The organism is Pseudomonas sp. GW821-FHT02A11 (genome assembly GCF_059421985.1).
The window spans coordinates 73207-85524 of record NZ_JBWKWB010000023.1; the positions used below are offsets into that span (position 1 = coordinate 73207).

A 12318-nucleotide genomic window follows, 5' to 3' on the forward strand; every position below is an offset into this window, starting at 1 on the left:
AAGGTCCAGCTTGGTATCCATCAGGGCGTCGCTACGTCAACCAGGCGTTGCGGCTCGAAGCTGCGTGTCAAGTGGCGGGTCCACAGCGGGGAGCCAGGTCTAACCCGCGGTCGCTTGCTGAACGCATTGGCAAACCATTCACCGTTGCGTAGTTTCTCGCGCAGCGTAGTCAGGTGAAAGCCGCCCTGATGATCACGCTCCCAGTAAAGCGGCTCGCTGAAATAGCGCACGTGAGTCGTAGGCTCAGGAGAGCGGCTCACTTCCTGCAAGTGCTGCGCCCAGGACTTGCTGATGATTGCCAGCGCCACCTGCCCCTCGTGTTGCGCATGCTCGGTAGCGGGCGGCAGCTGCGCATCGGTAATGAGCGAAAACCCCGAAAGCCATGGCGTCCAGAGACGCGACACACCACTGACGAAGCACTCCCCCGGAATGAAATCGGCTTCACAGTCGGCCTGCTCGCGATAGGATGGCGCGATTCGCACATGCTGCCGATACGCCGAACGGTGTCCCGACTCACAAAGGTGTGCGGGAACGCCTGCCCATTTACACGCATTGGCGTTTTCGAAGAACACCGTGGACGTGATCCAGCGCGGCGTTTCGGGCAGAGACTCGGCCTTTGCCAATACTGTCGGCACTGCGGCAAACCCGATGCCGATGCCGGTCAGAAATCCGGCTTTCAAGGCTTCAATAAACATGTACTACCCGCGCCCAAGAAAAAACCGGGCGGACAAATAGCACGCAAAGTCACGCTCAGAAACAAGCTGGAATGGAAATCAAATATTCCACCCCAACTCTCGGAAACGCCCTACACCAAACTGTGCAACCACCTACGCAAGACACCCAAAAGACAACGCAGCCAAGCATGCACGAGCGTACTGCACCAGTGGCCGGTTATCGCCAAACGTTTCTACAACTGTCATTTCTGACAGTAGACGGCTCTGCAGCCACTGCTCAGCATTAACACACCCCTGAGCCATCAAAGGTAATGGAGTACCCACATGCGAAATGGATTCGCTTGGACACTGCTGTTAATAGTCTTGATAGCGGGCAACGTGTATGCCGAGGGTGATATCTCTATCTGCCCGAAAGTCAGCGACATCAGAGCATCGAAATTCAAAACTGATGAGCCGCGTCTGGCTGCCCCCTACAACGAAGGGTATACATACAACGCGGGGGAGTGGCACGGTGAAACCCTTGGCGCCAAACACGACTACCTCGACACGACATACGAGTTGCGGGCCGATTCGGTTGAGGAGACGGACAACAAAACAGTCTGCATTTATAGGGGCACTACCCTCATCAAGCCAGACGATGCCGCATCCACGCCCTATTTGAAGTTGATCCGGGAGAAATGAAAAGGCGACCGAAGTCGCCTTTTCACTGACCGCCAGCAGGCTTATGCCGCACTGAAGAGCTTGTGCGGGTCGATCACGAATTTCTTCGGAACGCCTGCGTCGAACTCGCCGTAACCGCGCGGCGCATCGTCGAGGCTGATGACCTGAACGCCCACCACTTCGGCGATGTTGATGCGGTCCCACATGATGGCTTGCATCAATTGACGGTTGTACTTCATGACCGGGGTCTGGCCGGTGTGGAAGCTGTGGGATTTCGCCCAGCCCAAACCAAAGCGAATGCTCAAGCTGCCCATTTTTGCGGCAGCGTCGACTGCGCCTGGATCATCAGTGACGTACAGGCCAGGGATACCGATCTTGCCTGCAACGCGCACGACGCCCATCAGCGAGTTGAGCACGGTGGCCGGCGCTTCTTCCTTGACGCCTGCATGACCATGACCACGGGCTTCGAAGCCCACGGCATCGACAGCGCAGTCCACTTCAGGCTCGCCCAGCAATGCGGCGATCTGTTCGTGCAACGGGGTGTCCTTGGACAGGTCGGCGATTTCGAAGCCCTGCGCCTTGGCGTGCGCCAGACGGACAGGGTTCACGTCACCCACGATGACCACCGCCGCGCCCAACAGACGGGCCGAAGCCGCCGCCGCCAGACCGACTGGGCCGGCACCTGCGATGTACACCGAGCTGCCTGGGCCCACGCCGGCAGTGACTGCGCCGTGGTAACCGGTTGGCAGGATGTCGGAGAGGCAGGTCAGGTCACGGATTTTTTCCATGGCCTTGTCGCGGTTCGGCAGTTTGAGCAGGTTGAAGTCGGCGTACGGAACGAGGACGTATTCGGCCTGGCCGCCGGTCCAGTCGCCCATGTCGACATAACCGTAGGCGCCCCCCGGACGGGCCGGGTTAACGGTCAGACACACACCGGTGTGTTGCTCTTTGCAGGAACGGCACAGGCCGCACGCCACGTTGAAAGGCACGGAAACCAGATCGCCGATCTGCAGGTTTTCGACACCAGTGCCTTTTTCGATCACTTCACCGGTGATCTCGTGGCCCAGCACCAGACCGACCTGGGCAGTGGTACGGCCGCGAACCATGTGTTGGTCGGAGCCGCAGATGTTGGTGGACACCACGCGCAGGATGACACCGTGCTCGATCTTCTTCCCGCGCGGGTCCTGCATTTTGGGATAGTCGATTTTCTGTACTTCGACCTTGCCTGCGCCGAGATACACGACACCACGATTACCAGACATGCTTTCACCTCGCTGAATTGTTGTTATGGATGCAGCTGTGTAACGGAGAAATGCGTTGCTTGGTGTTGCTGCAACGCACTGGTTGCTCTGGGTTTGAACTCGTTCATCGCGCCCTATAGGAGCGCGCTTTCCCGCGAACCAGACGGCGCGGTGTATCAGACAGACCGCGCCAGCGTTCATCGCGGGCAAGCGCGCTCCTACAAGTCAAAGCACTACAGTCCTGTTGGCGTTCAGAAACACACGCCGTTCAATGTGATAACCCACCGCTCGCGCCAGGGTCAGGCCTTCGATGTCGCGGCCCTTGGCGATCAGGTCTTCAGGGTAGTGACTGTGGTCAACCACCTCGACGCCCTGGGCGATGATCGGACCTTCGTCCAGGTCGTTGTTGATGTAATGCGCCGTCGCCCCAACCAGCTTCACGCCTTTGTTGTAGGCCTGGTGATACGGCTTGGCGCCCTTGAAGCCCGGCAGCAGCGAGTGGTGAATGTTGATCGCCTTGCCATCGAGCTTGCGGCACAGTTCCGGCGACAGGACCTGCATGTAACGGGCAAGCACCACCAGCTCAGCGCCGGATTCCTCAATCACCTGCCAGACCTTTGCTTCCTGCGCGGGCTTGTCGTTGGGATCGAGTGGGAAATGGTAGTAGGGAATATCGTGCCAGCGTGCCAGCGGTTCGAGATCGGGGTGGTTGGACACCACGGCGACCACGTCCATCGACAGTTGGTTGATGCGCTGACGGTAAAGCAGGTCATTGAGGCAGTGATCGGCCTTGGAGACCATGATCACCACTTTTGGGCGAAAGTTGGGCGCCGTCAGCTCGAAGTTCATGCCAAAGGCTGCGGCACGTTCGGTCAGACCTGCACGAAAGGACGCCTCGTCAAAGCCGTCCGGCTGACGAAATTCGACGCGAATGAAAAAGCGGCTGGACAGCCGGTCATCGAACGAATGGTGCTCGGTGACGTAGCAGCCCTGCTCGAACAGAAAGCGCGTCACCGCATCCACCGTGCCCAGCACGCTGGGGCAGTCGGCGGTCAGAATCCAGGTATCGGGGGCGCGGCTCATGGGGGTGTTGCTCCTGTTGTCGAACGTTTGCACAAGCATTGTAGGAGCGCGCTTGGTCTGGGCCGCATTCGGACGACAGAGTCGTTCCATTCAACATAATGGGTGAATGACACAACGCAATCGCGGGCAAGCGCGCGCCTACTGGGTCAGGCTGCGATCCCGAGGCCGTACTCGGCGCTCGCATCCTGCAGCCACAACCACCAGTAATCGGCAAAACTGCGGCGGATCAGCAGCTCCCAGGTTTCTTCGCCAGTACGGCGGATCACCAGCTGCGACTTGGCGAATACAGTGCCGACGGCCTTGCCGACCGGGAAGTTGCCTGGGTGTACATCGTAGCTGGTGGATTTCATCAGCACGTCGCGCACGTTCGGGCCGGTCAGTTCCAGAATCGACTGGCCGCCGGACACGTTGACCACCTGAATGTGCAGGCCGGCCAGCGCTTCACGCAGCTTTTGCTCGACGGCGAATTCTTCGCCAGTCGGGACGATCAGCAGCCACTCGTCCGGGCCCGTCCACTGAATCGAGCTTTCGCCGCTGGAAACCAGCGTCAACGCGGCGGGCAGTTCCATGCCCAGTGCCTTGTGAACACCGGCAGCGAAAGCCGGATCATGGGCGTCGCCACGAAGGGTCAGGTGACCCAGCAGTTTTTTCTCGCGCAACACCACACCCGGGTTGGTGCGGCCTTTGCCGACCAGGCTTTTCAGGTCGGCATGAAACAGTGGCGACTCGGCTTTGACGTCGGTCGTTGGCCGCTGTTGGTAAACGTTGGCTGTGGTCATAGAGCACCTGTTTTGAATTCTGTTGTTACATCAGACGAGACATCTGCGGCGCGGCTATCGCGAATGAATTCGCTCCCACAGGACACCGCGTTCCTCTGTGGGAGCGGATTCATCCGCGAATCGGTTTACTCCACGTTCTGCCGGTCACCCTTCGGATCGAAGAACACCGAAGAAACGATTTCCGCCTCGATCACGCTGCCGTCAGCCTGTGGCGAGAACACACGTTCGCCCATGCGCTTCAGGCCGCCCTTGACCACGCCCATGGCGAACGAGTAACCCAGCGAGTTCGCTGCGTAGCTCGACGTCACGTGACCGACCATGGTCATCGGGATCGACTGTTTAGGGTCGAACACCAACTGCGCACCTTCCGGCAGCCACTTGTTCGGATCGACAGGCTTGAGCCCTACCAGCTGCTTGCGGTCTTCACGCACGCAGTCTTCACGGCTCATGCCGCGCTGGCCGATCCAGGAGAACGGTTTGGTGCGACCGACACACCAGCCCATGTTCAGGTCGTCCGGGGTCATCGAGCCGTCGGTGTCTTGACCGACGATGATGAAGCCCTTCTCGGCCCGCAGTACGTGCATGGTTTCAGTGCCATACGGGGTCAGGTTGTACTGCTTGCCAGCCTCGGCGATTTTTTCCAGAACACCCATGGCGTAGTCGGCCTGGATGTTCACTTCGTAGGAAAGCTCACCGGTGAAGGAAATCCGGAAGACACGCGCCGGAACGCCACCGACCAGACCTTCTTTCCAGGTCATGAACGGAAAAGCTTCACGATCCAGGTCGATGTCGGTCACTTCGCTGAGCAGCTTGCGGCTGTTGGGGCCCGACAGGGTCAGGGTCGCGTAGTGGTCGGTCACGGAGGTGAAGTACACCTTCAGGTCCGGCCATTCGGTCTGCTGATAGATTTCCAGCCATTGCAGGACGCGTGCAGCACCGCCTGTCGTGGTGGTCATGATGAAGTGGTTGTCGGCGACGCAAGCAGTGACACCGTCGTCGAAGACCATGCCGTCTTCTTTACACATCAGGCCATAACGCGCCTTGCCCACATCGAGCTTGGTCCAGGCGTTGGTGTAGATGCGGTTGAGGAACTCGCGCGCATCAGGGCCTTGAATGTCGATCTTGCCCAGGGTCGAAGCGTCCAGCAGGCCGACGCTTTCGCGTACCGCTTTGCACTCGCGGCGCACCGCGGCATGGATGTCTTCGCCGGCTTTCGGGAAGTACCACGGACGTTTCCACTGACCGACGTCTTCGAATTCGGCGCCATTCTTGACGTGCCAGGCGTGCAGCGCAGTGAAGCGCACAGGCTCGAAGATGTGTCCACAGTGACGACCGGCGACGGCGCCGAAGGTCACCGGCGTGTAGTTCGGGCGGAACATGGTGGTGCCCATCTCAGGGATGGTGACGTTCAGCGAGCGGGCCGCTATGGCCAGACCGTTGACGTTGCCCAGTTTGCCCTGATCGGTACCGAAGCCCAGCGCGGTGTAGCGTTTGACGTGTTCGACCGACTCGAAGCCTTCGCGGGTCGCCAGTTCGATGGCGGCTGCGGTGACGTCGTTTTGCAGGTCGACGAATTGTTTCGGCGCGCGGGACGTGCCCTTCTCATGCGGGACCTGGAACATCGCCAGTGTTGGCTCTTCAACGCGGCTCAGCGCCTTCGGAATCACGCCTTCAACCGGTTGGAAACCCGCTTCGGAGGCTGCGCGCACGCCGCCTTCGAACCCGTCAGCCAGTGCATCGCCCAGTGCGTAGACGCCGTTGACGCCGCCCACGCAGACGCGTTTCTGAGGCGCTTCGCCCGGCACGAAACCGAGAATATCCTCACGCCAGACCGGCTTGCCGCCCAAGTGGGAGGCCAGGTGAACGATCGGGCTGTAACCGCCGGAACTCGCAATCAGATCGCAGTCGAGCCATTCGCCAGGGCTGGTGACTTTGTGCGCCTTGACATCAATCGCTGCCACGCGAGCACCGCTGACACGTTTGCTGCCGCGAGCTTCGATCACGGCGCTGCCGGTCAGGATGCGGATGCCTTTGGCGCGGGCTTCTTCGACCAGCGCGCCACGCGGGTTGTGACGAGCGTCGGCCACGGCGATCACTTGCAGGCCGGCGTCGAGCCAGTCCAGCGCAACGCGGTAGGCATAATCGTTGTTGGTCGACAGCACCAGTTTCTTGCCAGGAGCCACGCCATAGCGACGAACGTAAGTGGAAACGGCACCCGCCAGCATGTTGCCCGGCACGTCGTTGTTGCCGTAGACCAGCGGACGCTCGTGAGTACCGGTCGCCAGCACCACACGCTTGGCGCGGACGCGGTGCATGCGCTGACGCACCTGGCCGATGGGCGCGCGGTCGCCGAGATGGTCGGTCAGACGCTCATGAATGGTCAGGAAATTGTGGTCGTGATAGCCGTTCACGGTCGCGCGTGGCAGCAGAACCACGTTGGCGAGGCCTTTCAACTCGGCGACGACGGTGCCAACCCACTCGACCGCAGGCTTGCCGTCCAGGCTTTCGCGGGAGTCCAGCAGGCTGCCGCCGAACTCTTCCTGCTCATCGGCCACGATGACGCGAGCGCCGCTGCGCGCCGCCGCCAGTGCCGCCGCCAGACCCGCAGGGCCTGCGCCGACCACCAGCACATCGGCGTGATGGTTCATGTTGTCGTAGGTATCCGGATCGACCTCGGTCGGCGAACGGCCAAGACCGGCGGCCTTACGGATGTATTTCTCGTAAGTCATCCAGAACGATTGCGGGTACATGAAGGTTTTGTAGTAGAAGCCCGGTGGCATCAGCTTGCCGCCGACCTTGCCGAGAATCCCCATCATGTCGGTATTCACGCTCGGCCAGCCGTTGGTGCTGGTGGCGACCAGGCCCGAGTACAGCGCTTGTTGGGTGGCGCGCACGTTCGGGATCTGGGTGGCCTCGGTCGCGCCGATCTGCAGGACCGCGTTCGGCTCTTCGGAACCGGCTGCGAAAATGCCGCGAGGACGCGAGTATTTGAAGCTGCGACCGATGATGTCGACGCCATTGGCCAGCAGGGCTGCAGCCAGAGTGTCGCCTTCAAAGCCTTGATAGGTCTGGCCGTTGAAGCTGAAGTTCAGGACCTTGCTGCGGTCGATGCGGCCGCCATTGGGCAGACGATTGGACTGGCTCATACCTGATCTCCCTGCGTGTTCTTGATTGCAGACGCCGGCGTTTCACTGAACTGAGGCTTGGTGCCAATCGGATAGGTTTCGAGAATCTCGTACGTCATGGTGTTGCGCGTGGCGTTGAAGTACTGACGGCAACCGGCGGCATGAATCCACAGCTCATGGTGCAGGCCGCGCGAGTTGTCGCGGAAGAACATGTAGTCACCCCACTCGGCGTCGGTGCAGGCAGCCGGGTCCAGCGGACGCGGGATGTGAGCCTGGCCAGACGAGTGAAATTCCTCTTCGGAGCGCAGTTCGCCACAGTGAGGACAGAAGATGTGCAACATGGGATTTCTCCTGTTAGTGGTTAGTGAGCTACGGCCGCAGCGCCGTGTTCATCAATGAGTGCGCCGTTGTGGAAACGCTCGATGGAAAACGGTTTGGCCAAGGGGTGCATTTCGCCTTTTGCAAGGCTGGCAGCGAAGACGTTGCCCGAACCCGGAGTGGCCTTGAAGCCACCCGTACCCCAACCGCAGTTGAAGAACATGTTCGGCACCGGCGTCTTGGAAATGATCGGGCATGCGTCCGGCGTTGTGTCCACGATGCCGCCCCACTGACGGTTCATGCGCACGCGGGACAAGACTGGGAACATTTCGACGATGGCTTGAATGGTGTGCTCGATCACCGGGTACGAACCGCGCTGACCGTAGCCAACCCAGCCGTCGATGCCGGCGCCGATCACCAGGTCGCCTTTGTCGGACTGGCTGATGTAGCCGTGAACGGCGTTGGACATGATCACGCTGTCGATGATCGGTTTGATCGGCTCGGACACCAGCGCTTGCAGCGGGTGAGATTCGACCGGCAGACGGAAGCCCGCCAGTTTGGCCATGTGACCGGAGTTACCGGCAGTCACCACTCCGACGCGTTTCGCGCCGATGAAACCTTTGTTTGTTTCAACGCCGATGCACACGCCGTTCTCTTTACGAAAACCGGTGACTTCGGTTTGCTGGATCAGGTCCACGCCCAAGGCGTCGGCGGCACGGGCAAAGCCCCAGGCCACGGCGTCGTGACGCGCTACACCGCCGCGACGTTGAACGGTCGCGCCGATGATCGGGTAACGGGTGTTTTTCGAGCAGTCCAGGTACGGAATTTCTTCCGCCACCTGCTTGCCGTTGAGCAGTTCGCCATCAACGCCGTTCAAGCGGTTGGCGCTCACACGACGCTCGGAATCACGCATGTCCTGCAGGGTGTGGCACAGGTTGTACACGCCGCGCTGGGAGAACATCACGTTGTAGTTCAGATCCTGAGACAGGCCTTCCCACAGTTTCATCGCGTGTTCGTACAGGTGAGCGGATTCATCCCACAGGTAGTTGGAGCGCACGATGGTGGTGTTGCGGGCAGTGTTACCGCCGCCCAGCCAGCCTTTTTCGACCACGGCCACATTGGTGATGCCGTGCTCTTTGGCCAGGTAGTACGCGGTCGCCAGACCGTGACCGCCACCGCCAACGATGACCACGTCGTAGACCTTTTTAGGGGTCGGCGTGCGCCACATGCGCTGCCAGTTTTCGTGGTGGCTGAGGGAGTGTTTGAAGAGGCCGAAGCCCGAGTAATGCTGCATGGTGCGACTCCTGACTCAGCGGTAAACCGGGAAATCGGCGCACAGCGCGGCGACTTGGCTGGCAACATTGGCCTCGACATCGGCATCACCGAGGTTGTCGAGAATGTCGCAGATCCAGCCGGCCAGCGTGACGCATTGGGTGACTTTGAAACCGCGGGTGGTGACGGCCGGGGTGCCGATACGCAGGCCCGAAGTCACGAACGGCGACTGCGGATCGTTCGGAACGGCGTTCTTGTTCACGGTGATGTGAGAACGGCCCAGCGCGGCGTCGGCATCTTTACCGGTCAGGCCCTGACGGATCAGGCTGACGAGGAACAGGTGGTTATCGGTGCCGCCGGAGACAACGTCGTAACCGCGATCGATGAACACCTGAGCCATGGCCTGGGCGTTGTCGATCACTTGCTGTTGATAAGCCTTGAAACCTGGCTCCATGGCTTCCTTGAAGCACACGGCCTTGCCGGCGATGACGTGCATCAGCGGGCCGCCCTGAGCGCCCGGGAACACAGCGGCGTTCAGTTTCTTTTCAATTTCTTCGTTGGACTTGGCCAGGATCAGGCCGCCACGGGGACCGCGCAGGGTCTTATGCGTGGTGGTAGTGACCACATCGGCATACGGCAGCGGGTTCGGGTACAGACCAGCAGCGACCAGACCGGCCACGTGGGCCATGTCGACGAACAGCAGCGCACCGACTTTGTCAGCGATGGCGCGAAAGCGTGGGAAGTCCAGGGTCTTGGAGTAAGCCGAGAAGCCAGCAACAATCATCTTTGGCTTGTGCTCGACGGCCAGACGCTCGACTTCGTCGTAATCGATCAGGCCGGTGGTGGTGTCGATGCCATATTGAACGGCGTTGTAGAGCTTGCCCGAGGACGACACTTTGGCGCCGTGGGTCAGGTGACCGCCGTGGGCCAGGCTCATGCCCAGAATGGTGTCGCCGGCTTGCAGCAGAGCCAGGTAAACGGCGCTGTTGGCGGACGAACCGGAGTGCGGCTGCACGTTGGCGTAATCAGCGCCGAACAGTTGCTTGGCGCGGTCGATGGCCAGTTGCTCGACCTTGTCGACGTGTTCGCAGCCACCGTAATAACGCTTGCCCGGATAGCCTTCGGCATATTTGTTGGTCAGGCCGCTGCCCTGAGCCTGCATGACGCGCTTGCTGGTGTAGTTCTCCGAGGCGATCAGCTCGATGTGATCTTCCTGACGCTGATCTTCGGCATTCATCGCCGCCAAGAGTGCATCGTCATAACCCTGGATTTGGTCTTGCTTGCTGAACATCGCGGTTCTCCCAGCGGCGGCGCGGCGCCTGAATTGTCGTGTTGGGGCTTTTGGATCACCCCTTGGCAGCGATGGTAGGGCTGACGCAGACAGGCCAGATGCCTACGCACGCCACACAAAGGCGCGTTTACGACATGGCCGTGAATGGGTGCTGCATGCTGGAGGAGACCAATGTGGTCAGGCGTTTGATTCTGGCCGGAGGGCGTAGGGGGCCGGTGTGCCGACGATCTGCCGGGCACCGGCAGCAAAGCCCTGCCAATGCCTCTAATCCTGCGGGCTACACATATCTCTGTGGGAGCGAATTCATTCGCGAAGATGGGTAGGCGATGCAGATGTATCGGCCGCACCGGCCTCTCGCGAATGAATTCGCTCCCACAGTTTTAGCGCGTATTCCAAACAAAAATCCCCGGTCGAGGCCGGGGAATTTGAGGGAGCGCATGTCGCAATCAGACCGATTTGGCAGGCAACAACCCGTCGGCCCTGAACATCCCACGAATACCGCGCACCGCCTGACGTATCCGATCCTGGTTTTCGATCAGGGCGAAACGCACGTGATCGTCGCCGTACTCACCAAAACCGACACCCGGCGAAACGCAGACCTTGGCTTCGAGCAGCAGCTTTTTGGCGAATTCCAGCGAGCCGAGATGCGCATAGGCTTCGGGAATTTTGGCCCAGACGTACATCGACGCTTTCGGGTTTTCCACCATCCAGCCCAGTTCATGCAGGCCTTTGACCAGCACGTTGCGGCGTTGGCGGTACTGCTCGGCGATGTCGAGCACGCACTGTTGGTCGCCTTCCAGCGCCGCGATGGCGGCCACTTGCAGCGGGGTGAAGGTGCCGTAGTCGTGGTAGCTCTTGATCCGCGCCAGGGCGTTGACCAGCTCGGGGTTGCCGACCATGAAGCCAATGCGCCAGCCGGCCATGTTGTAGCTCTTGGACAAGGTGAAGAACTCCACCGCGATGTCCTTGGCGCCCGGCACCTGCATGATCGACGGGGCTTTCCAGCCGTCGTAGACGATGTCGGCGTAGGCCAGGTCGTGCACCACCAATACGTCGTATTGCTTGGCCAGCGCGACGACGCGCTCGAAAAAATCCAGCTCCACGCACTGGGCAGTCGGGTTGGACGGGAAGCCCAGGATCATCATTTTCGGCTTGGGGATCGAACCGCGAATGGCCTTTTCCAGTTCGGCAAAGAAGTCCACGCCCGGAATCAGCGGCACTGAACGCACCTGAGCGCCAGCGATCACGGCGCCGTAGATGTGAATCGGGTAACTCGGGTTGGGCACCAGCACCGTATCGCCCTGATCGAGTGTGGCGAGCATCAGGTGCGCCAGGCCCTCTTTCGAGCCAATGGTGACGATGGCTTCGTTTTCGGGGTCGATGTCGACCTCATAGCGGGTTTTGTACCAACTGGAAATCGCCCGACGCAGACGCGGGATGCCACGCGAAGTCGAGTAGCCGTGAGTGTCTTCACGTTGGGCGACGGTGACCAGTTTTTCGACGATATGCGGCGGTGTTGCCCCATCGGGGTTGCCCATGCTCAGGTCGATGATGTCCTCACCACGACGACGAGCGGCCATTTTCAGCTCGGCAGTGATGTTGAACACGTAAGGGGGGAGTCGATCGATGCGCGCAAAGCGGCGCGGCGAACCTTGGTCTGCCATGGAGGCCTCTAGAAGACGTAAGCGCCCGGAACCGTCCGAGCGACGCTGGCCACTGCGGTGGCCTGGTGCGCAAGATAAGGGCGGTGGTGGCGGTTTGTCTATACCCGCTTCAGCCTTGTCGCATTTCTCTCTGCGGGAGCGAATTCATTGGCTATGTCTGCGTTAATTGTTGCGCAGGTTCATAGCCAAGCGCTTCCTTCAGCAAAATCAA

At 60.4% G+C, this 12318-nt stretch carries 10 protein-coding genes; 1 reads left to right on the forward strand and 9 read right to left on the reverse strand.

Annotation, left to right across the window (positions count from 1 at the left end; translation table 11 throughout):
- Positions 1-20: 20 nt before the first annotated feature.
- Positions 21-695, reverse strand: coding sequence for a DUF1190 domain-containing protein (locus tag AC07V9_RS24140; RefSeq protein WP_495018153.1), 675 nt, complete (start codon positions 693-695; stop codon positions 21-23).
- A gap of 303 nt (positions 696-998) precedes the next feature.
- On the opposite strand from AC07V9_RS24140, the gene AC07V9_RS24145 reads away from it, so the two are divergent.
- Positions 999-1355: a hypothetical protein gene (locus tag AC07V9_RS24145; protein WP_495018154.1), complete on the forward strand. Its 357-nt coding sequence runs from the start codon at positions 999-1001 to the stop codon at positions 1353-1355.
- Between the two features lie 41 nt (positions 1356-1396).
- Here the strand turns inward: AC07V9_RS24145 and fdhA are convergent, their stop codons facing one another.
- From fdhA to alaC, 8 genes are all read right to left on the reverse strand, one after another.
- Positions 1397-2596, reverse strand: a complete 1200-nt coding sequence (fdhA, locus tag AC07V9_RS24150; RefSeq protein WP_495018155.1) for a formaldehyde dehydrogenase, glutathione-independent — start codon at positions 2594-2596, stop codon at positions 1397-1399.
- A 204-nt stretch (positions 2597-2800) separates the two neighbouring features.
- On the reverse strand, positions 2801-3658 hold the full coding sequence (gene purU / locus AC07V9_RS24155; RefSeq protein ID WP_495018156.1) for a formyltetrahydrofolate deformylase: 858 nt from the start codon (positions 3656-3658) through the stop codon (positions 2801-2803).
- A 146-nt stretch (positions 3659-3804) separates the two neighbouring features.
- Positions 3805-4437, reverse strand: coding sequence for a sarcosine oxidase subunit gamma (locus tag AC07V9_RS24160; RefSeq protein WP_495018157.1), 633 nt, complete (start codon positions 4435-4437; stop codon positions 3805-3807).
- A gap of 125 nt (positions 4438-4562) precedes the next feature.
- Complete coding sequence (locus tag AC07V9_RS24165; RefSeq protein ID WP_495018158.1) at positions 4563-7583, reverse strand: sarcosine oxidase subunit alpha; 3021 nt, start codon at positions 7581-7583, stop codon at positions 4563-4565.
- A complete protein-coding gene (locus AC07V9_RS24170; RefSeq protein ID WP_495018159.1) occupies positions 7580-7903 on the reverse strand; it encodes a sarcosine oxidase subunit delta in 324 nt (107 codons plus the stop codon). The genes AC07V9_RS24165 and AC07V9_RS24170 overlap by 4 nt, the downstream gene beginning before the upstream one ends.
- A gap of 20 nt (positions 7904-7923) precedes the next feature.
- On the reverse strand, positions 7924-9174 hold the full coding sequence (locus AC07V9_RS24175; RefSeq protein WP_495018160.1) for a sarcosine oxidase subunit beta family protein: 1251 nt from the start codon (positions 9172-9174) through the stop codon (positions 7924-7926).
- Positions 9175-9189: 15 nt separating this feature from the next.
- Positions 9190-10443 carry a serine hydroxymethyltransferase gene (gene glyA / locus AC07V9_RS24180; protein ID WP_495018161.1) on the reverse strand — a complete coding sequence of 418 codons (1254 nt, stop codon included), beginning with the start codon at positions 10441-10443 and terminating at the stop codon, positions 9190-9192.
- Between the two features lie 446 nt (positions 10444-10889).
- Positions 10890-12107, reverse strand: coding sequence for an alanine transaminase (gene alaC, locus AC07V9_RS24185; protein ID WP_495018162.1), 1218 nt, complete (start codon positions 12105-12107; stop codon positions 10890-10892).
- Between the last annotated feature and the right edge of the window lie 211 nt (positions 12108-12318).

What these genes read in the sequence shown, in the direction of transcription:
- AC07V9_RS24140 (WP_495018153.1), bottom strand. Translation starts at nt 695, where the DNA reads ATGTTTATTGAAGCCTTGAAAGCCGGATTTCTGACCGGCATCGGCATC.
- AC07V9_RS24145 (WP_495018154.1), top strand. Translation starts at nt 999, where the DNA reads ATGCGAAATGGATTCGCTTGGACACTGCTGTTAATAGTCTTGATAGCG.
- fdhA (WP_495018155.1), bottom strand. Translation starts at nt 2,596, where the DNA reads ATGTCTGGTAATCGTGGTGTCGTGTATCTCGGCGCAGGCAAGGTCGAA.
- purU (WP_495018156.1), bottom strand. Translation starts at nt 3,658, where the DNA reads ATGAGCCGCGCCCCCGATACCTGGATTCTGACCGCCGACTGCCCCAGC.
- AC07V9_RS24160 (WP_495018157.1), bottom strand. Translation starts at nt 4,437, where the DNA reads ATGACCACAGCCAACGTTTACCAACAGCGGCCAACGACCGACGTCAAA.
- AC07V9_RS24165 (WP_495018158.1), bottom strand. Translation starts at nt 7,583, where the DNA reads ATGAGCCAGTCCAATCGTCTGCCCAATGGCGGCCGCATCGACCGCAGC.
- AC07V9_RS24170 (WP_495018159.1), bottom strand. Translation starts at nt 7,903, where the DNA reads ATGTTGCACATCTTCTGTCCTCACTGTGGCGAACTGCGCTCCGAAGAG.
- AC07V9_RS24175 (WP_495018160.1), bottom strand. Translation starts at nt 9,174, where the DNA reads ATGCAGCATTACTCGGGCTTCGGCCTCTTCAAACACTCCCTCAGCCAC.
- glyA (WP_495018161.1), bottom strand. Translation starts at nt 10,443, where the DNA reads ATGTTCAGCAAGCAAGACCAAATCCAGGGTTATGACGATGCACTCTTG.
- alaC (WP_495018162.1), bottom strand. Translation starts at nt 12,107, where the DNA reads ATGGCAGACCAAGGTTCGCCGCGCCGCTTTGCGCGCATCGATCGACTC.